This window comes from Micromonospora trifolii, from assembly GCF_022229005.1.
GTDB classification, from domain to species: Bacteria; Actinomycetota; Actinomycetes; order Mycobacteriales; family Micromonosporaceae; genus Micromonospora; species Micromonospora trifolii.
Window position 1 is genome coordinate 1 of record NZ_JAKKFD010000003.1, and the last position, 20410, is coordinate 20410.

The 20410-nt window shown below is 69.9% G+C and carries 13 protein-coding genes; 10 read left to right on the forward strand and 3 right to left on the reverse strand.

Annotation, left to right across the window (positions count from 1 at the left end; genetic code table 11):
* The 6 genes from NIE79_RS02750 to mmsB all read left to right on the forward strand — a co-directional run.
* The coding region (locus tag NIE79_RS02750) for a family 43 glycosylhydrolase (protein WP_238677026.1) at positions 1 to 1704 on the forward strand (1704 nt) is incomplete at its 5' end.
* A gap of 411 nt (positions 1705 to 2115) precedes the next feature.
* A complete protein-coding gene (locus NIE79_RS02755) occupies positions 2116 to 3102 on the forward strand; it encodes a LacI family DNA-binding transcriptional regulator (protein WP_238677027.1) in 987 nt (328 codons plus the stop codon).
* A gap of 316 nt (positions 3103 to 3418) precedes the next feature.
* The gene (locus NIE79_RS02760) at positions 3419 to 5074 is read left to right on the forward strand and encodes a glycoside hydrolase family 27 protein (RefSeq protein WP_238677028.1); all 1656 of its coding nucleotides are present in this window, start codon (positions 3419 to 3421) and stop codon (positions 5072 to 5074) included.
* 311 nt (positions 5075 to 5385) lie between these two features.
* Positions 5386 to 6528 (forward strand): multiple monosaccharide ABC transporter substrate-binding protein, encoded by a 1143-nt coding sequence (chvE, locus tag NIE79_RS02765; RefSeq protein ID WP_091401170.1) that lies wholly within the window; start codon positions 5386 to 5388, stop codon positions 6526 to 6528.
* 83 nt (positions 6529 to 6611) lie between these two features.
* Complete coding sequence (gene mmsA, locus NIE79_RS02770) at positions 6612 to 8150, forward strand: multiple monosaccharide ABC transporter ATP-binding protein (RefSeq protein ID WP_238677029.1); 1539 nt, start codon at positions 6612 to 6614, stop codon at positions 8148 to 8150.
* A complete protein-coding gene (gene mmsB / locus NIE79_RS02775; protein ID WP_238677030.1) occupies positions 8147 to 9397 on the forward strand; it encodes a multiple monosaccharide ABC transporter permease in 1251 nt (416 codons plus the stop codon). The genes mmsA and mmsB overlap by 4 nt, the downstream gene beginning before the upstream one ends.
* A gap of 188 nt (positions 9398 to 9585) precedes the next feature.
* Here the strand turns inward: mmsB and NIE79_RS02780 are convergent, their stop codons facing one another.
* Positions 9586 to 10965: a CBM96 family carbohydrate-binding protein gene (locus NIE79_RS02780; protein WP_238677031.1), complete on the reverse strand. Its 1380-nt coding sequence runs from the start codon at positions 10963 to 10965 to the stop codon at positions 9586 to 9588.
* A 221-nt stretch (positions 10966 to 11186) separates the two neighbouring features.
* Here NIE79_RS02780 and NIE79_RS02785 point away from each other — a divergent pair, with 221 nt between their 5' ends.
* The 4 genes from NIE79_RS02785 (at position 11187) to NIE79_RS02800 (ending at position 16427) form a co-directional block, all read left to right on the forward strand.
* Positions 11187 to 12467 (forward strand): MFS transporter, encoded by a 1281-nt coding sequence (locus tag NIE79_RS02785; RefSeq protein WP_238677032.1) that lies wholly within the window; start codon positions 11187 to 11189, stop codon positions 12465 to 12467.
* Entirely contained in the window at positions 12464 to 13447 is a 984-nt protein-coding gene (locus NIE79_RS02790) for a TolB family protein (protein ID WP_238677033.1), read from the forward strand. The genes NIE79_RS02785 and NIE79_RS02790 overlap by 4 nt, the downstream gene beginning before the upstream one ends.
* Positions 13448 to 13629: 182 nt before the next feature.
* Positions 13630 to 15096 carry an alkaline phosphatase D family protein gene (locus NIE79_RS02795; RefSeq protein ID WP_372471399.1) on the forward strand — a complete coding sequence of 489 codons (1467 nt, stop codon included), beginning with the start codon at positions 13630 to 13632 and terminating at the stop codon, positions 15094 to 15096.
* 14 nt (positions 15097 to 15110) lie between these two features.
* Positions 15111 to 16427, forward strand: coding sequence for a hypothetical protein (locus tag NIE79_RS02800; protein WP_238677035.1), 1317 nt, complete (start codon positions 15111 to 15113; stop codon positions 16425 to 16427).
* Here the strand turns inward: NIE79_RS02800 and NIE79_RS02805 are convergent.
* The gene (locus NIE79_RS02805) at positions 16414 to 17355 is read right to left on the reverse strand and encodes an ABC transporter ATP-binding protein (protein WP_238677036.1); all 942 of its coding nucleotides are present in this window, start codon (positions 17353 to 17355) and stop codon (positions 16414 to 16416) included. The genes NIE79_RS02800 and NIE79_RS02805 overlap by 14 nt on opposite strands.
* Entirely contained in the window at positions 17352 to 20390 is a 3039-nt protein-coding gene (locus NIE79_RS02810; RefSeq protein ID WP_238677037.1) for an ABC transporter permease, read from the reverse strand. Before NIE79_RS02810 ends, NIE79_RS02805 begins: the two co-directional genes overlap by 4 nt.
* Positions 20391 to 20410 lie beyond the last annotated feature (20 nt).

Consider the following 20410-nt stretch of genomic DNA (forward strand, 5'->3'; position numbering starts at 1 on the left):
CAGCAGTTCCGGTTGGCCGACTCCGACGGTGGTTACGTGCGGCTGATCAACCGCAACAGCAACAAGGCCGTCGAGGTGCAGGGTGCCTCCACCGCCGACGGCGGCAACGTCGTGCAGTACGCCGACTGGAACGGCACCAACCAGCAGTGGCAACTCGTCCGCGTCGACGGCGGGACCGACCCCACGACGCCACCCCCGTCGAACGGCACGTACTCGAACCCGGTGGTCTGGCAGGACTTCGCCGACGTCGACATCATCCGCGTCGACAACGCCTACTACATGTCGGCGTCCACCATGCACTACTCGCCTGGCGCGCCGGTCCTGCGCTCGTACGACCTGGTCAACTGGGAGTTCGCCGGGCACTCAGTACCCAAGCTCGACTTCGGCTCGAAGTACGACATGAGCGGCGGTAACGCCTACGTCGATGGGATCTGGGCGTCGACGCTGAACTACCGGCCGAGCAACCGGACGTACTACTGGGCCGGGTGCATCGACTTCGCGCAGACCCACATCTACACCGCGTCCGCCGTCGACGGCACCTGGAGCAAGCACACCACCATCCCCAACTGCTACTACGACGCGGGGATGTTGATCGACGACAACGACACCATGTACGTGGCGTACGGCAACGGCACCATCAGCGTGGCGCAGCTGTCCGCGGACGGGAAGTCCCAGGTTCGTGCCCAGCAGGTGTACACCACGCCGTCGAGCATCGGGACGCTGGAGGGCGCCCGCTTCTACAAGCGCAACGGCGCCTACTACATCTGGCTCACCCGCCCGGCCAACGGCCAGTACGTGCTGAAGTCGACGAACGGCCCGTTCGGCCCGTACGAGCAGCGTCAGGTGCTGCTCAACCTGCCCGGCCCGATCTCCGGTGGCGGTGTGCCGCACCAGGGTGGGCTGGTGCAGACCCAGAACGGCGACTGGTACTACATGTCCTTCGTCGACGCGTACCCCGGTGGTCGGATGCCGGCCATGGCCCCGATCACCTGGACCGGCGACGGCTGGCCCGTGCTGCAGACGGTCAACGGCACGTGGGGCAGCACGTACCCGAAGCCGAACCTGCCCGCGCCGCCCCGGGCGGTCAAGCCGCTCACCGGCTCCGACACGTTCGCCGGCACCACGCTCGGCCCGCAGTGGGAGTGGAACCACAACCCGGACAACAGCAAGTGGTCGGTCAACAACGGGCTGAACCTGCAGACCGCCACCGTCACCGGCGACCTGTACAAGGCGCGCAACACGCTGACCCACCGCATCCAGGGCCCCACCTCGACCGCGACGATCGAGTTGGACTACTCCACCATGCGCGACGGTGATCGCACCGGCCTGGCGGTGCTGCGCAACTCGTCGGCCTGGATCGGAGTCCGACGCGACAACGGGTCCACCCGACTGGTCATGCAGAACGGGCTGACGATGGACGGCAGCTGGAACACCACCAGCACCGGCAGCGAGGTGGCGAGCACCGCCGTCTCCGGCGGCCGGATCTGGTTGCGCGCCAACGCCGACATCAGACCCGGCTCCGGCCGGCAGGCCCGTTTCTCGTACAGCACCGACGGGGTCAACTTCACCTCGTTCGGCAATGCCCTGACGTTGGCGAACAACTGGCAGTTCTTCATGGGCTACCGATTCGCCATCTTCAACCACGCGACGCAGGCGCTCGGTGGCGCGGTCACCGTGCGGCGCTTCGACCTGACCACCCCGTGACACCAGTCACACGACGATCGCTCTGACCGGTGGCGCTGGCAACGCAGGCCTGGCGGCATGTGAAGTCCGCGCCACCGCGTCAGGTCCTCGCCGGCCTGTTCCTCGCTCTGTCCAGGAGCGAGGGCAGGCCGGCGTACCACTTCGGGACCGTGCCCCGTCCCGGTTGGTTGGGGACTGCGGGCGGGCACGCGTTGTACGGCTTCGGCATGTCGCGGGGTCCCCGCACAGCCGTGCCGTGTTCGGGGCCGTTGCTGGCGTAGACTGTCGGCGATCCAGCGCTGGTCACCTGGGATTCAGCACCGGCGTGGTGACTGAGCGAGGGGGATCGGGCCGGGCCGCTCCAGTCGACGTCGACGGGCTGCGGGCCGGAGATGTAGCGGGGGGAGTGAAATGGCCGTCCACGGTCCCGCGATGACGGACGTTGCTCGTCTCGCCGGTGTCTCCCATCAGACGGTGTCGCGGGTGCTCAACGGGCACCCCAACGTCCGTGAGCAGACCCGGCTTCGGGTACGCGCGGCGATCGCCGAACTCGGCTACCGCCCCAATGGCGCGGCACGCGCCCTGGTGACCGGTCGATCACAGGTCATCGGTGTGGTCGCGCAGAACACGACGCTCTACGGTCCGGCGTCGCTGCTGGCCGCTCTGGAGCAGACCGCCGCCGAAGAGGGTTTCGCGGTCAGCGTCGGCAGCGTGCGAAACCTGGACCACCGCTCCATCTCGGCGGCCGTCGAGCGGCACCTGTCGCACCGCGTCGCCGGCATCGTGGTCATCGCCCCGGTCGAGTCGGCCGGTGAGGCGCTGGAGCGCCTGCCCAAGGATGTCCCGCTGGTCACTGTCGACGGTGATCCGAGCCGGCCGGTGCCGCTGGTGACTGTCGACCAGGTGGCGGGCGCCCGGGCGGCGACGCAACATCTGCTCGACGCCGGGCACCGCACCGTCTGGCACGTCTCCGGGCCGACCGACTGGTTCGACAGCGTCGGTCGGATCGACGGCTGGCGCCAGGCGCTGCTGGCCGCCGGGCTGGATCCGCCGCCGCCGATGCCGGGGGACTGGTCCGCAGCGTCGGGTTACCGGTGCGGGCAGATGTTGGCGCGGATGCCGGAGGTCACCGCCGTCTTCACGGCCAACGACCATCTCGCGCTGGGCGTGCTGCGGGCGCTGCACGAGTTCGGTCGACGGGTGCCGCACGAGATCAGCGTGGTCGGCTTCGACGACGTGCCGGAGGCGGCGTACTTCATTCCGCCGCTGACCACCGTCCGACCGGACTTCGACGCGGTGGCGCGGGCGAGCCTTCAGATGCTGCTGTCCCAGATCGAGTCGGGCATCGGCGGGGCGCTGCGGCAGACCATCGCCCCGGCGCTGGTCGCTCGCGAGAGCGTCGCCCCACCTCGTCACTGACGGCCGGACCAACCGGAGGTCGCCGCCTCCCGCGACGCGGGGGAGCGGTCCCGCCGCCGTTCCGCGTCCAGTGGGTCCGCGTCAGCGTGCGCCACCACTGTTCACCTGCTCCGCCTGATAAGACGCAACTCGATGGGTTGCAGAGTGTGACCAATCGATGTCGGGCGATACGACGCCGTGCAGGTATTGAACCTCGTGAAATGTCGCCGTAACATGATGGGCGTCTCTGTTAACGCTAACAAAAATTGGCGTCCCACTATCGGCGCACCGACCAGAGATCGTAATCACGGGCGGGCGTCACCGACAAGGAGGCTCGATGAACCGCATTACCCGAGGTCGTCGCTGGGGGAGCGTACTGGCGGCCGGAGTACTGCTCGCCGGTGCCCTGGTCGGCCTTCGCGCGCCGACGGCGCAGGCACTGGACAACGGCGTGGCACGCACTCCCCCCATGGGTTGGAATTCGTGGAACTCGTTCGGCTGCAACATCAACGAGGCGCTGATCCGGCAGACGGCTGATGCGATCGTCAGCAGCGGTATGCGGGACCTGGGCTACAACTACGTAGTGGTCGACGACTGTTGGTTCAACCCCAACCGGGACAGCTCCGGCAACATCCAGGGCGACCCCAGCCGGTTCCCCAGCGGGATGAAGGCGCTCGGCGACTACCTGCACGCCCGGAACCTGAAGTTCGGCCTCTACCAGGTGCCGGTCGACAAGACCTGCGCGCAGTACTTCGGCGCCTACCCCGGTGCGACCGGCAGCCGCGGCCACGAGGTGCAGGACGCGCGTCAGTTCGCCGCCTGGGGTGTCGACTTCCTCAAGTACGACTGGTGCTCGCCGGAGGGCAGCATCAACGACCAGGTGACCACCTTCGCCAAGATGCGTGACGCGCTGGCCGCCACCGGCCGACCGATCGTCTACAGCATCAACTCCAACAGCATCCACGCCAAGACCGGCCCGCAGCGCAACTGGGGCGACGTGGCGAACATGTGGCGAACCACCGAGGACATCACCAACGCGTGGGACACCGGCCAGAGCAACGGCTACCCGATGGGCATCCAGAACATCATCAACGTGACAGTTCCGCTGGCGTCCTACGCGAGGCCGGGTGGGTTCAACGACCCGGACATGATGGAGGTCGGTCGCGGTGGCATGAACGACACGGAGATGCGCAGCCACTTCGCTATGTGGGCGATCATGGCGTCTCCGCTGATCGCCGGCAACGACGTGCGGAACATGAACTCCGCGACGCAGACCATCCTCAAGAACGCCAACCTCATCGCCATGAACCAGGACTCGCTCGGGTTGCAGGGGACGCAGGTGTCGTTCGACGGCACCCGTCGGGTGCTGGCCAAGCGGCTCGCCAACGGTGACATCGCCGTGGCCCTCTTCAACCAGGGCGGCTCGACGACGACGATCTCGACCACGGCCGCGGCCATCGGCAAGTCCGGCTCGTCGTTCACGCTGGTGGACGCGTGGACCGGTGGCACCAGCTCCAGCACCGGGACGATCAGCGCCAGCGTCCCCGCACACGGCACTGTGGTGTACCGGGTCAGCGGTGGCGGGACGACTCCTCCGACGACGCCGCCGCCGACCACGTCGAGCGCGTACGCCAGCGCCGCCTCGGGCCGCTGCCTCGACGTGCCGAACAGCAACACGGCAAACGGCACGCAGCCGGTCATCTGGGACTGCAACGGCGCCGCCAACCAGCGCTGGACCAGCAGCGGTCAGACCCTGCAGGCCCTCGGCAAGTGCCTGGACGCCCCGGTCAACGCCGCGGCCGGTGCCAAGGTGCAGCTCTGGGACTGCAACGGCGGGACCAACCAGCAGTGGACCGTCAACGCCAACGGCACGATCAGCAACACGCAGTCCGGGCTCTGCCTGGACGTCAACGCCAACGCCACGGCGAACGGCACCACGGTGATCCTCTGGACCTGCACCGCAGCGGCCAACCAGCGGTGGTCGCAGCGGTAGCCGATCGGGTCCGCCGGCAGCCGAGGTCGCGGCGACCCACCTGATCCGGCGGTAGTGCTGGTGCCCGCGGACGACAGACGTCGTCCGCGGGCACCGGTCTGTAGAGTGCTGCGGACGACACGCTGAGTCGCCGCATCCTGCCCTTCCGGCGGATCGGCCACATGGCTACGCTCGCCTGGATGCTCCGTTACGAGACCGTGACACCGGTATTTCGGATCTGGTGTTGACGCAATCTATGTGAGCGCTAACACTACCCGAAAGATGACACTTGGCCCCGGCAGTCGGCGGGGGAGTCCAGAGAGGAGAAGCCCGTGGGCAGGAAATTCCTGGTTGCTCTCGGCGGCGCGGCACTCGCGCTCAGTTTGGCGGCGTGCAGCGGCGGGGGTGCGGGCAGCGGCGAGAAGAGCGGCGACGAGAAGCCCAGCGATCTGACCATCGGTGTCTCGATGCCGACCCAGACCTCGGAGCGGTGGATCGCCGACGGCAACGCGGTGAAGTCGAAGCTGGAGGCCAAGGGCTACAAGGTCGACCTCCAGTACGCCGGCGACGACATCCCCACGCAGTCGCAGCAGGTCGACCAGATGATCACCCAGGGTGCTGATGTCCTGGTCCTCGCGGCGATCGACGGCACCGCGCTCAGCAGCCAGCTGCAGGCCGCCGCGGCCGCGAAGATCCCGGTCATCTCCTACGACCGACTGATCCGTGGCAGCAAGGACGTCGACTTCTACGTCAGCTTCGACAACTACAAGGTTGGCGTCGCCCAGGGCACCGCGCTGCTCGTCGGTCTCGGCCTGCTGAACAAGGACGGCTCGAAGGGCACGGCCAAGGGGCCGCTGAACGTCGAGCTCTTCGCCGGCTCGCTGGACGACAACAACACCCAGTACTTCTTCGGCGGCGCGATGGACACGCTGAAGCCGTTCATCGAGAACGGCACGCTGGTCGTCAAGTCCAAGCAGACCACCCCCGAGCAGGTAGCCATCCTGCGGTGGCAGCAGGAGACCGCGCAGAAGCGGATGGAGAACCTGCTCACCTCCAGCTACAACGACGGCTCGAAGGTCGACGGGGTGCTCTCGCCGTACGACGGCATCTCCCGGGGCATCATCACCGCCCTGCAGAACGCCGGCTACGGCAAGGGCGCGAAGAAGCTCCCGGTGGTCACCGGCCAGGACGCGGAGATCGCCTCGATCAAGCTGATCAACGACGGCGTGCAGAGCTCCACGGTCTTCAAGGACACCCGTCTGCTGGCCGAGCAGGCCGTGAACGCGGCCGAGGCGTTCCTGCAGAAGAAGCAGCCGCAGGCCAACGACACCCAGACGTACAACAACGGCGTCAAGGTCGTCCCGGCGTACCTGCTGCCGATCGCGACCGTCTACAAGGACGACATCAAGGCGACACTGATCGACTCCGGCTACTGGACGGCGGAAGAGGTCGCCGCCGGTCAGGCCAAGAAGTAAGCCACTCGTCGGGCCCGGCGTTCATCCGCCGGGCCCGACGCCTGGGCGCGTACCACGTCCAGACCTGACGGAGGACAGTGACAATGGACGACACCATCCTCGAGATGCGTCGCATCACCAAGACCTTCCCCGGCGTGACCGCGCTGGAGGACGTCACCCTCGCAGTGCGCCGCGGTGAGATCCACGCCATCTGTGGTGAGAACGGCGCCGGCAAGTCCACCCTGATGAAGGTGCTGTCCGGCGTCTACCCGTCCGGCTCGTACGACGGCGAGATCCTCTTCGACGGCAAGCCGATGCAGTTCCGTGGCATCCGCGACAGCGAGGCCAACGGCATCGTCATCATCCACCAGGAGCTCGCCCTGGTGCCGTACCTGTCGATCGCGGAGAACATCTTCCTCGGGAACGAGCGGCGCGGCCGCAGCGGGCTCATCGACTGGAACTTCGCCAACGCCGAAGCGGCGAAGCTGCTGGCGTCCGTGGGGCTGCACGAGAACCCGGTCACCCCGGTCATCCAGCTCGGTGTCGGCAAGCAGCAGCTGGTGGAGATCGCCAAGGCGCTGTCGAAGAAGGTGCGCCTGCTCATCCTGGACGAGCCGACGGCCGCGCTCAACGACATCGACTCGGCGCACCTGCTGGACCTGTTGCGGGCCCTCAAGGAGCAGGGCATCACCTGCATCATGATCTCGCACAAGCTCAACGAGATCACCGCCATCGCCGACTCGACAACGGTCATCCGCGACGGACGCGCCGTGGAGACCCTCGACATGAGGTCCGACGACGTGACCCAGCAGCGGATCATCCGGGGCATGGTCGGGCGCGACCTGGACAGCTTCTACCCCGACCGCGAGTCGTCCCCCGGTGACGAGGTCCTGCGCATCGAGGACTGGACGGTGCGCCACCCGGTCCAGGACCGGATGGTCGTCGAGGGCGTCGGTCTCTCCGTACGCGCCGGCGAGGTCGTCGGCATCGCGGGCCTCATGGGGGCCGGGCGGACCGAGCTGGCCATGAGCGTGTTCGGTCGGTCCTACGGGCGCGACATCCGGGGCCGACTCTTCGTCCACGGGCGGGAGGTGCAGGCGCGCAGCGTCGCCGAGGCGATCGACAACGGCATCGCCTACGTCACCGAGGACCGCAAGCGCTACGGCCTCAACCTCATCGACGACGTGCGGCGCAACGTGTCCGCCGCCGCGTTGGACCGGCTGTCCCGCCTGGGCTGGGTGAACGGCAACGAGGAGATCAAGGTTGCCGAGGCGAGCCGCAAGGAGATGAACATCCGGACGCCGAGCGTCATGGCGGTGGTCGGCAAGCTCTCCGGCGGCAACCAGCAGAAGGTCGTGCTGTCGAAGTGGCTGTTCACCGACCCGGACGTGCTGATCCTCGACGAGCCCACCCGCGGGATCGACGTCGGCGCCAAGTACGAGATCTACACGATCATCAACCGGCTGGTGGCCGCCGGTAAGGCGGTGATCGTCATCTCCTCCGAGCTGCCGGAGCTGCTCGGCATGTGCGACCGCATCTACACCCTCGCCGCCGGCCGGATCACCGGCGAGATGCCGGTGGCCGAGGCGACTCAGGAGAGCCTCATGGAGCTGATGACCAAGGACAAGGAGCTCGTCGGATGACCAGCATCAAGACCCCTTCGACGGAGCGCCCCACGCCCCCGGACAGCACGCCCGCCGCCGCCCTGCACAGCGGGACGAGCGACCTGCGGGCGCTGGTGTTGAACAACCTGCGGCAGAGCGGGATCTACGTCGCCCTGGTCGTCATCGTCGCGCTCTTCGCGGTCCTGACCGACGGGGTGTTGCTGAGCCCCGGCAACATCACCAACATCGTCCTCCAGTACTCGTACATCCTGGTCCTCGCGATCGGGATGGTCATCCTGATCATCGGCGGGCACATCGACCTGTCGGTCGGATCGGTCGTCGCGCTCACCGGAGCGGTCTCCGCCGTCCTGGTGATCCAGCAGGGCCACCCGTGGTGGATCGGCGTCGTCGCGGCGCTTGTCGTCGGCGTCGCGGTCGGCGCGTGGCACGGGTTCTGGGTGGCGTACGCCGGCATTCCGGCCTTCATCGTGACCCTGGCCGGCATGCTGCTGTTCCGGGGTCTGACCCTGCGGGTGCTCGACAACATCTCGCTGTCGCCGTTCCCGTCCGAGTACCAGCAGGTCGCCGCGGGCTTCCTCAACGGCCTGCTCGGCGGGCAGGGCTTCGACGCCTTCACGCTGCTGATCGGCGCCATCGCCGTGGCCGGCTACGCGGTCAGCGGCTTCCGCACCCGCGTGGCGCGTATCCGGTACCAGCAGCCCGTCGAGTCGTTCCCGCTCTTCGTCGCCCGGGTCGTGCTGGTCGGCGCGGTCCTCATGTACTTCGCCTGGCAGTTGGCGCACGCCCGAGGGCTGCCGATCGTGCTGATCATCCTGGCGGTCCTGGTGCTGGTCTACGGCCTGCTCACCCGGCGTACCGTCTTCGGTCGCCAGGTCTACGCGATCGGCGGCAACCTGTCGGCGGCGGCGCTGTCCGGGGTGAAGGTCCGCACCGTCAACTTCTGGATGTTCGTCAACATGGGCTTCCTGGCGGCGGTGGCCGGGGTCATCTACTCGTCGCGGTCGAACGGCGCCCAGCCCGCCGCCGGCAACATGTTCGAGCTGGACGCGATCGCCGCGGCCTTCATCGGTGGCGCGGCGGTCACCGGTGGCGTGGGCACCGTGGTGGGCGCGATGGTCGGTGGTCTGATCATGGCGGTGATGAGCAACGGCATGCAGCTGATGGGCATCGACCAGTCGACCCAGTCGGTGGTGAAGGGCCTCGTCCTGCTCGTCGCGGTCGCCTTCGACGTCTACAACAAGCGTCGCGCCGGCACCGCCCGCTGACGCTCGGTCCGTACCAGGTGGCCCCTGACCGCGCTGCGGTCAGGGGCCACCTGCGTACCAACCCGACTCCGCGATCTTGCACTTTGTGTCGACGGTATGCGGCTTATGCGGCATAAGCCGGGACAGAAAGTGCAAGATCGGCGGGGTGGGGGATGGGGCGGGGTGGGGTGGGGTGGGGTGGGGTGGGGTTAGTGGCAGGTGGTGGTGCCGGTGTCGGTGTAGGTCTGGCCGGCTACCGGTACGAACTGCCAGTCGTAGCTGTTGGAGTGCAGGGTGAACTTCAGGACGCCCCACGCTGAGCTGTTACGCGCCTCGCTGTTGGGCTGGATGGTGCCGAAGCCGTAGTGGCCGGCGCCGCCCATCCCGGCGACGAAGCTGTGCAGGCCCCGGCTGGAGTCGGCGCCACCGGCCGGGTTCATCGGGGCGAACCGCTCGTACACGTGGTTGTGTCCCCACACCACGACGTCGGCGTTGTAGTCGTAGAGCGCCTGGTACAGCGGACGCGTCGACGTCGACGGCGCGTGGTTGGAGCTGGACGTGAAGAGCGGGTGGTGCCAGTAGGCGAGCGTGCACGGCCTGCTGCTGGCGGCCAGGTCCGCGCGTAGCCACTGCTCCTGCGTCGAGCCGGCCGACATGCTGATGTTCGAGTTCAGCGACACGACGTGCCAGTTGCCGAGGTCGTACGAGTAGTAGCCGCGACCGCTCGGGCCGGCGGACGTACCGAAGTAGTTGTAGTAGCCGGTCGCGCCCGACGTGTTGTAGTCGTGGTTGCCCGGCGACGGGCGGGTGCGGGACTTGTGCCGACCCCAGGTGGGCTCGTAGTAGCTGTTGAACTGCGACGCCGTCCCGCTGTCGTAGACGTTGTCGCCGGTGGTGAAGACAGTTCCCGGGATGCTGTCGAGCAGCGTCGCGGTGGCGCTGTCGCCGGAGCCCGAGTCGGCGATGTCGCCGGCACCGACGAACACCGGGTCGCCCGACGGGGGTGGCGTGGTGCTCCCGGTGGTGACCACCAGTTGCGGAGCGTCGGCGCCACTCTCGCGAGTGTCGTAGTAGGCGCCGTCACCGCTGGTCGAGGTGGCCCCGAAGCTGTACGTGCCGTTGCCGGTGACCGCGGCCGTGACGTCGACCTCGTACCAGGTGTTGCCGCTGACCGCGCCGATAGTGCCGAGCGTGGCCCCGTCGATGGTCGGCTGGCTGTTCCAGGTGGTGCCGGTCTCCGACCAGGTCGTGTTGGACATCCGGCGGAACGTGCCGCCGGCGTCGCTGCCGCTGTTGCCGCTGATCGTGCGCAGTCGCAGCTTGGCGCCGGTCACCGTGCCGCTGACACCGCTCACCGTGAAGCGCAAGAACGAACGCCGCACCGGCGAGTTGTCGACCACGACCTGCGTGGACGTGCCGTAGTTGGTGGTGGCCGTGTCGCTCTGGACGTAGGTGTCGGCGACCGGCGTGAAGGTCACGCTCGCCGCCGACGCCGCGCCAGCGCCGGTCACGACGACGGCGGCGGTCGCGGCGACGATCACCGTGACCACCCCCAGCGTCACCGACGGACGGGGAAATCGAATGTCCATCCAGGACTCCTTACCTCGTGGGGAAGAGCGCAAGGAATGTAGGAAGGTCGATGAGCCGGCGGGCGACGGGCGGATGAACACCGCGTCCCGGCAAGCGAACACCTCGGTGTTGTCAGCCCGTTCACCCGACCCTCGCCGGGAGGCCATCCGCGGTCCGTTGTGCCTGCTCCACTGAGTACGGACGATGGCTGCCCGTCGACCGCCGATCCGAGGAGATGCTCGTGTACCTGTCGACCGTCTCCCGACCGGTCGCCGACGAACCCGGATCGGGGCCTCGACGCCGCCGGTTCGCGATGGTCAGCGGCAACGTCGTCGCGCTCGGCACTGTCAGTCTGATCACCGACGTGTCGGCCGAGATGGTGGCCGCGGTGCTGCCGCTCTATCTGGTGCTGGGCCTGCACCTCAGCCCGGTGGCGTTCGGCGTGCTGGACGGCGTCCACACCGGCGCCACCGCGCTGCTGCGGGTCGTCGGTGGTTTCGCCGCCGACCGGTTCCGGCGGCGCAAGGTGATCGCTGGCGTCGGGTACGCGCTCTCGGCGGTCGCGAAGCTCGGCCTGCTGCTCGCCGGTCGGTCGATCCCGGCGATCGGCGCCGTCATCGCCGTCGACCGGATCGGCAAGGGGGTGCGCAGCGCGCCGCGCGACGCGCTGATCACGCTCTCCACGCCCCCTGAGGCGCTGGGTCGGGCGTTCGGGGTGCACCGGGCGATGGACAGCGTCGGCGCGTTCCTCGGGCCGCTCGCCGCGTTCGCGGTCCTGCTGGTCGTCGGGCAGTCGTACGACGCGGTCTTCGTCACCAGTTTCTGCATCGCGGCCCTGGCCGTGGTGGTGCTGGTGCTCTTCGTCCGGGAGCAGCCCTCAGGCGAGGCGGGTGGCGAGACTGACGACCCGAAGGTCTCCGTCCGGGAGGCGTTCGGGCTGCTGCGCGTTGGACCGGCCCGACGGCTCGTGCTGGCCGCCGCGATGCTCGGGCTGGCCACCATCGGCGACGGCTTCGTCTACCTGCTGCTGCAACGCCGGATGGACCTCGGCCTGCGCTGGTTCCCGTTGCTCGCGGTGGGGACCAGCCTGGCGTACCTGCTGCTCGCCGCACCGCTCGGCGTACTCGCCGACCGGATCGGTCGCCTGCCCGTGGTGATCGGCGGCTACACCGCCCTCGGTGTGACGTACCTGCTGCTGGCCGGGCCGGTCGACGGTTGGCCGCTGATCGTCCTGGCGCTGACGCTCTACGGCGCCTTCTACGCGGCCACCGACGGCGTGCTCATCGCGCTCGCCGGTCCGGTGCTGCCGGCGCGAGTGCGGACCACCGGAATCGCGTTGGTGCAGACCGGGCAGGCGCTCGCTTACCTCGTCTCCTCCGTGCTGTTCGGTCTGGCCTGGCAGGCGTGGGGGCCGGAGAACGCGATCCGCGTGGCGGCCGTGGCCGTCGCCGGCGTCCTGGTCGGCACGCTGCTGCTGCTGGCCTCCCCGTCCCGACTCACCACCTGGAAGGTGCCCCGATGACCGCGATGTCGACCCGAGCGAAGCTGGGCGTGGTGGTGGCCTCGGCCGTTCTGTTGGGCACCGTGGCGGCCGGCTACGCCGCCACGGCCGCGCAGGCTCCCGCGGCGCCGCCACCGGCCGGCGGCGAGCAGGCGGTCACCCTGGCACCCGGGCCGCGCCTGCTGGCGATCACCGACCGGCACGTCTCCACCGTCGCCGCGACCGACCCCGCCGGGCCGCGCACCGTCGCCGGCCTGGAGTGCCTCCGGGTGTACGCGGCGGCCGGCACCGGGGTCTGCCTGAAGCCGGAGACCGCGTGGTCGTACCAGGTCGTCGTGCTCGACGCGACGCTGCGCCAGACGCGGGCGGTCAGTGTGCCGGGGCTGCCGAACCGGGCCCGGGTCTCGGCCTCCGGCCGGATGGTCTCCTGGACGACGTTCGTCGGTGGCGACTCGTACACCTCCAGTGGCTTCTCCACCCGTACCGGGATCCTCGACACCCGCACCGGCGCCACTGTGGCGTCGCTCGAAGAGTTCGCGATCACCCGGGACGGCCGGGGCTACCGAAGTGCGGACGTCAACTACTGGGGGGTCACCTTCAGCGCCGACGACAACCGCTTCTACGCGACAATGGCGACCGGGGGTAGGAGGTACCTCGTCCGGGGTGACCTCGCCGCCCGTACTGTCGAGACGCTGAAGGAGAACGTCGAGTGCCCGTCGCTGTCACCGGACGGCACCCGGCTCGCGTTCAAGGAGGCTGTCGACGCCGACCCGGCGAAGGGCTGGCGGCTGTCGGTCCTGGACCTGTCGAGCATGCGGGTCACCGCGACCGCCGAGGTCCGCAGCGTCGATGACCAGGCCGCGTGGCTGGACGGCGGGACGTTGGCCTACACGCTGCGCCGGGACGACGGCCAGCCCGACGTCTGGACCGTCCCGGCGGACGGGTCCGGCGCTCCGACGCTGGTGATCCCCGGCGCCGAGTCGCCGTCGCCGCTCACCTGACGGTCCGGCCCCCGGCACCGGCGGTCCGGACACCTGAACGCCTTGGCGCGGACAGCATTCCGTCATGTCGGATTCCGCCGCGCAGCCATCGCCGTTCATCGACGTTCCCGAGGCTGTTGACCATGACAAGGCTGAGCCGTCGCATATTCGTCCTCAGTGGACTCGTGACCGCCGGAGTCGCTGTGACACCCCGCCAGGGTGCCCGCGCCGCGGCGCCGTACCCCTTCAAACTCGGTGTGGCGTCCGGTGACCCGGCGCCCGACAGCGTGGTTCTCTGGACCCGGCTGGCACCATCCCCGCTCAACGCCGACGGGCAGGGCGGCATGGCCAACGCCGACGTGACGGTGGAGTGGCAGGTGTCCGCCACCGACCGGTTCACCTCGCTGGTCGCCTCCGGCTCGGTGGTCGCCCGGTACGCCGACGCGCACTCCGTGCACGCCATCGCGGGCGGGCTCGCCGCCGACTCCGACTACTACTACCGGTTCCGGGCCCAGGGGCAGATCTCGCCGGTCGGGCGGACCCGGACCGCCCCGGCGCCCAGCGCCTTCGGCCGCGACCTGGTGATGGCCTTCGCCTCCTGCGCCCACTACGAGGCCGGCTACTACACGGCGTACCGGCGGATGGCCGAGGACAACCCGGGCCTGATCCTGCACCTCGGCGACTACATCTACGAGGGCGGCGTCGGCAGCTCCACCGTTCGGCAGCACGTCGGCGCCGAGATCGTGTCGCTGGCCGACTACCGCCGCCGGTACGCGCTGTACAAATCCGACCCGGACCTGCAGGCGGCCCACGCGGCGGCGCCCTGGCTGGTGGTGCCGGACGACCACGAGGTGGAGAACAACTACGCCAACATGGTCCGCAACGACAGCAGCCCCACGCTGACCCCCGCCCAGTGGACCGCCCGGCGCACCGCCGCGTACCGGGCCTACTACGAGAACATGCCGCTGCGACCGCCGTCCGCCGCCAACGGCAACAGCATCCCGCTGCACCGGCGGGTCCGGTGGGGGCAGCTCGCCACCTTCCACATGCTCGACACCCGGCAGTTCCGTGACGACCAGGCCTGCGGGGACGGTTGGAAGGTCTGCGCCGACGCGGACCTGACCTCCCGGTCGCTGACCGGCGCCAGCCAGGAGGCGTGGCTGCTCGACGGGCTGGCCCAGCGCTACGGCACCTGGGACATCCTCGGCCAGCAGGTCTTCTTCGCCCAGCAGCTGGACGCGAACGGGGCGGCGAGCATGGACGCGTGGGACGGCTACCGGGCCTCCCGCAGCCGCATCCAGACCGGCTGGCAGCAGCGTGGGGTGCGCAACCCGCTGGTGCTCACCGGCGACGTGCACCGCTCGTGGGCCAACGACCTCAAGGCCGACTACGCCAACCCGTCCTCGGCCACCATCGGCACCGAGCTGGTCTGCACCTCGATCAGCTCGACCGGCAACGGCAGCGGCAGCACCACGGTCCCGAACGCGGCGGCCAACCCGCACCTGAAGTTCTACTCGGACCGGCGCGGCTACGTCCGTACCACGATCAGCCGCAGCCAGGTCCGCGCGGACTTCCGCGCGGTGAACACCGTGACCGAGCACGGCGCTGCGGCGTCCACAGTGCGCTCGTTCGTCATCCTCGACGGCCAGCCCGGCCTGCAGGCCGGGTAAGGGAGAAAGCCACAATGACCGTGACAACCGCACTGCTCACCGCGTCCCTGCTGGTCCCGAACGTGTTTCTCGGCCCGACCGCGATGACCGCCGAGGCGGTCACCTGGACCACCGCGAACAGCGTCGCCACCGGAGACCAGGACCTGCCCTCCATCGCCATGAACCGCAACGGCCACGTCGCAGTGGTCTGGGAGGACGACCGGGACAGCACCGCCCCGGAGGACGACACCCACAGCGAGATCTACCTGCGGCTGTTCCGCGACGGCACACCCGCGTACGAGCTGAAGCTCTCCACCGGAGGGACCAGCGGAGCCGCCTGGCGGCACCTCAGCCCGGACGTGGGGCTCGACGACCGGGGCAACGCCGTGGTGGTCTGGGCCGCCGACGGCGACGGCAACGGCGTCTACAACATCCAGTACCGGGTGGTGTCGCCCACCGGCGCGGTGCTCGGCTCGGGGCAGGCCAACGCCAGCGACGCCGGGCAGCAGATCTGGCCGAGGGTCTCGGTCGACCCGGACGGCGCGCCCAGCAACGCCGCCGCCGTCGGCTTCACAGTGGTCTGGGAGGACGTGCAGGGCACCGCTCCCGCCACCGTCAAGGCCGCCGGCTTCACCGCCGCCACCACCAAGGCGTACGAGGTGACGGCCTCGCAGACGACGGGCACGCACCACCGCCCCGACGTGGCGGTGTCCGCCTCCGGCGAGGCGCTGGTGGTCTGGGACGAGGACGCCGACGCGAACGGCTCGTACAACATCGGGCTGACCCGGCTGGCCCGGTCCAACGGTGCCGTTACGCTGTCGCGGCGGACGGCCAACGCCCAGAACGGCGGGCAGCAGCAGCGGGCCTCGGTGGCGGCGAACTTCGCCGGTGACTTCACCGTCGGGTGGGAATCCGACCACCTCGGCACCCGGGGTGTCTGGGCCCGATCGTTCACCGCTGCGGGCACGGCCCGGCACGACGAGGTTCCGGTCTCCACCGGAACCGGTGCCGTCGCCCCGGGGGTCGGCATCGACGACCAGGACAACGTGGTGGTGGGCTGGACGGTGTCCGGCGCCAACCCGGACGTCTGGGCGCGGGGCCTCAACCCGGACGGCACGTCCACCGGGCGGCTGGCTGCCCAGGCGCTGAGCCAGACCACGACGGGTCGCCAGGAGCACTTCGCGGTCGCCGCGTCGCCCTGGGGCGAGGTGAGCGTCTGCTACACCGACGACAACGACGGCAACACCTTCGACCAGGTGCTCCTCGGCCTGGGGACGACGAACTCCACCTGGCTGATGTCCGCCGACGAGCTGCGCCGTCTGAAGGCGCGGGCGGGCTTCACGACCCACTAGGGCGCGGCTCGCCGCCGACCCGCGCCACCCCGTCGTCCCCGCCGAGGGATGACGGGGTGGCCACGGCGCGCAGAGTGATCGACTGGTCGGTGTGGTCGACCTCGAAGAGCGTCCCGGCCGGAAAGGTCGCCACCGTCTCGGGCGGCAACTGGATCGTGCCGTCGCCGGCCACCACGGCGAAGTCCCGGCCGTTGCGCCCCTCGGCGCCGACCCGGCCGTCCCGGATGGTGACCGCGCGGCCCAGCTGGGCGCCCACCTCGCCGTCGTGCGTCACCACGACCACAGTGGTGCCCCGCTCCGCGTTAACGGCGGTGAGCGCCGCGAGCACCTCGTCCCGACCGGACGCGTCGAGCTGGCTGGTCGGCTCGTCGACCAGGAGCAGCCCGGGCCCGGCCGCGAGCCCCTGCGCCAGAGCGGCCCGCTGACGTTGCCCCGGGGTCAGGTCGCCCACCCGCCGCGAGCCCGCGCCGGCGAGACCGACGAGGTCCAGGATCGCCTCCGGTGGATCGAGCCGGCGTCCGGCGAGGCGTGCCGCGGGTCGCTGCGCCAACCAGATGTTGCGCGACAGCGACACGTACGGCAGCAGGTTGCGTTCGGCGCCCTGGAGCACTGTGCCGATGGTGGCCCCGCGGAGGGCCGCCAGGCCCTTGGACGAGAGCCGCGACAGCTCGTGGTCGCCCACGTACACACGCCCGGCGGACGGCTGCATGAGCCCGCCGAGGATCGCCACCAACGTGGACTTTCCCGAGCCGGACGGCCCCACCAGCGCCAGCATCTCGCCGGGAGAGATCCGCAGGTCCACGCCGGAGAGCGCGACGACGTCGCCGGTGCCTGTGGAGTAGATGTGGATCAGCCGGTGGCAGGTGACGGCCACGCCCTCTGCCGGTCGGGCGAGGGTCAACGGCTCGTCGTGTGGCTCGGCGGTCATCGGCCGCTCCTGCGGCGCACCGAGGCGGCGACGACCCGACCGAGCACGACCGCCGTGAGGGCGAACAGCGCGATGGTGGGCATCGTGAACATCAGCAGACGGCCGACGTCCGGCCAGTCGGGCAACGGGACCGGTGAGCGGCCGTCGCTGAACAACCGCTGCCCGCTTCGGGTGAGCAGCCAGATCACCACTGTGACGAGGCCGCCCGATACGGCGGCGACCGCGGCCGGTAACCCGTAGCCGCCACGGACTGCGCGTGGTGGCAACCCCTGCCGACGCAGCGCCACCAACATTGCCACCCGAGCACGCTGCTCGGCCGCCGCCATCGCGATCAGGCCGGCCGCCCCGATCAGCACCCCGGCCAGCGCGGCGAACAGGTTGAAGCGCAGCGCCAACGCCGGAGCCTGTCGATCGAAGTCCTGGCGAACTCCGGTGATCGTCCGCTCGGACTGGACAACCAGACCCTGGGCGCGAAGCCGATCGAGGACGTCGACGGGAGCCGTTCCCGTCAACCAGACCTCCTCCTTACCGCTCTGGCTGGCGACGGCGAGCCGATCCGCGTACTCCAGGTCGACGACCAGACCGGATCCTCCGAGTCGCGGTAGACGATCGGCAACGCCTCCGACCAACGCCGTTGTCGGTGTCCCGTCGACCCCGTCGTACGGATGAGTCCCGCCGAGCGGCGTCCCCGTCGATCGGGTCAGGTAGACGGGTAGCGGGAAGGGTGCGTCGGCAACAGCGATGCCGGCCGGCGTCGCACGCCGATTTTCCGGCACGGTGAGGATCAGCGCCACATCCGTTCCGCTCGTGGCGTCGAGAAAGGTGTCATCCGGATCGGTCAGCCGCCACCGCGTGATATCGGCGAACTGAGCACCGGTCAGCACCATCGTCTCGTGTTCGCCGTCCTCATCGCCGGTTCGCATCTCCTCGAAGCGGACCTCCAGGTTCCGGGACACCACCGGAGCGACGATGTCGATTTTGACCAGCCGGCAATCCTGCGCGCACTCGGGCACCTGGAGGACGTAGCCCTTGCGACCGGGCTCGATGTCCTGTCGAGAGGTGGCCACTCGGGTGCCGTTGGCGCTGGAGACCGTGACCGCGAGGCGGACCCGATTGCCGCCGAAGACCTCGGCGTCGAAGCTGGCGGAGATGACGATGGTGAGCAGGCGCCCGCGTAGGTGCACAGGTGCCCCGGGTGCGGTTGGGCGGATCTTCCGCTCGACGTCCGCCAAGGACATGCCGTAGGACGAATGCGGCCTGGCCACTGTCGCAAGCCGGTCGGAGTCCACGGCCAGCAGCGGTGTGCCGGCTGCGGAGGACGAGCCCGTGACCACAGTGGCCATCGCGAACCGCCCCTCGGGATCGGCCGCCCGTACGGCTGCCAACAGGTGCGAACGGGACGTCGCACCGACCTCGACCACACGCGGCGCACCGACCTCGACGATCGCGCGATCACGGTAGGCGGCCGACGCGACCTCGCTCGTGGCGACGGTGAATGCGAGCATCGCGACAACCACTGTGAGCAGCGCGATCAGAGGCCGGAACCGTGGTTGCCGGGCCACCTGCACCAGGGCGAGACCACCGGCGGTCCGGCCGCGCGCCAGCAGCGCACCACCCACCGCCCCGCCGGCGATCATGGTGACTCGCGCCAGCAGCAACCCTGCGGCGAGCGCCCCGGCGACCGGCGCCACCAGCGCCAGTCCGCTGGGCGATCCGCCGGAGCGCAACTGCACGACGGCAGCCACGGCGACGGAAACCGCGACGACATCACCGATGGTCGCCCGCCACCCCCTTACCCGTGCCGGCACCCGGCGTAGCAGGTCGACGACCGGTGCGGACAACATCCGAGCCTGGGTGAGAAGCACCGCGGCGAGCGCGCCGAGGGCGCCGATGGCGGCGAAGCCGATCACGGTGGCGTCCACCGTGACGTCGGCGCGGGCCGGGAGAGTGTGCGCGGCGAGCAGTGTGGCAGCGGTCAGGCCACCCAGGCAGCCGAGGGGGATCGCGAACAAGGCGGGTATGGCGTGCTCGCCGATCGCCAGCGCCCACAGCCGTCGGCGCTGCACCCCACGGAGCAGGAGCAGGCCCTGCTCCGGCCGTCGCTGGTCCGCCGCTGAGCCGACCGCGACGAAGAGGACCAGCCAGCAGAGCAGGACGAGCAGTCCGGCGCCCAGCGTCACCCCGTCGGCCAACTGCCCGCGTTGCAGGGCCACCCGGTCGAGCAGGCTGGACAGGCTGGTGCCGCCCCCGAGGCCCTCGCGGCTCCCGTCGCGCGTCACCACGGTGACAGCGGCCCGCAGGTCCGCCACGGACCGGGTGTCGAACAGGCGCTCGGTGACGTAGAGGTCGGCCGTCGACCGATACAGGATGGCCTGGTCGTCGGTCAGGGGCGCGGCCTCGGCGGTGAAGATGGCGTCTTCCGCGCTGCCCACGGCCGACGTGCCGGTCGGGCCCGCCGCGGCCGGCCGAATGTACTCCGCACCCAGCCAGAACGGATCGGTCGCGTCCAGCGGTTGGTAGATGCCGGCCACCCGCACCGGCACCGCGCCGAACGTGAACTGGTCGCCGACGGCGACACCGAGACGCGCGGCGGTGTGCGTGCCGACCATGACCTCGGGGAGTTGCCCCCTTGAGGTGGCCCGGGGGCAGGCGCCGGCCACTGTGACCCGCTCGCAGACCCCCGCGCGGAAGACCAGGCTCGAGGTCACCGTCCCGTCCCGACCGGCGGCGACGCCACCACTCTGGGCACCCAGGACGACCTCGAAGCCGGCCGGCGTCAGTTTCTTGACCATGTCAGCGAACGGCGTCCGTGCGGGGTCCCCGGGCACCCCCGGATATTCGACGGGATCGGCGAGCCGCAGCCGAAGCTCGTTCGGCGTCGCCCTGGAAACCTCGTAGCGGGCCAGTGCCTGCCCGGCCGCGGCGACGTAGCTCGGTGCGGCCGCCGCGGCGGCACTGGCGAGCACCGCGAGCAGGAGCACCGCCAACGCCTGTGCCCGGCGGGCCGCGAGCGCACCCCAGATGACGGTCAGCATTGACGCCGAGGCTATCGAGC

What these genes read in the sequence shown, in the direction of transcription:
- NIE79_RS02755 (WP_238677027.1), top strand. Translation starts at nt 2,116, where the DNA reads ATGACGGACGTTGCTCGTCTCGCCGGTGTCTCCCATCAGACGGTGTCG.
- NIE79_RS02760 (WP_238677028.1), top strand. Translation starts at nt 3,419, where the DNA reads ATGAACCGCATTACCCGAGGTCGTCGCTGGGGGAGCGTACTGGCGGCC.
- mmsA (WP_238677029.1), top strand. Translation starts at nt 6,612, where the DNA reads ATGGACGACACCATCCTCGAGATGCGTCGCATCACCAAGACCTTCCCC.
- mmsB (WP_238677030.1), top strand. Translation starts at nt 8,147, where the DNA reads ATGACCAGCATCAAGACCCCTTCGACGGAGCGCCCCACGCCCCCGGAC.
- NIE79_RS02780 (WP_238677031.1), bottom strand. Translation starts at nt 10,965, where the DNA reads ATGGACATTCGATTTCCCCGTCCGTCGGTGACGCTGGGGGTGGTCACG.
- NIE79_RS02790 (WP_238677033.1), top strand. Translation starts at nt 12,464, where the DNA reads ATGACCGCGATGTCGACCCGAGCGAAGCTGGGCGTGGTGGTGGCCTCG.
- NIE79_RS02800 (WP_238677035.1), top strand. Translation starts at nt 15,111, where the DNA reads ATGACCGTGACAACCGCACTGCTCACCGCGTCCCTGCTGGTCCCGAAC.
- NIE79_RS02805 (WP_238677036.1), bottom strand. Translation starts at nt 17,355, where the DNA reads ATGACCGCCGAGCCACACGACGAGCCGTTGACCCTCGCCCGACCGGCA.
- NIE79_RS02810 (WP_238677037.1), bottom strand. Translation starts at nt 20,390, where the DNA reads ATGCTGACCGTCATCTGGGGTGCGCTCGCGGCCCGCCGGGCACAGGCG.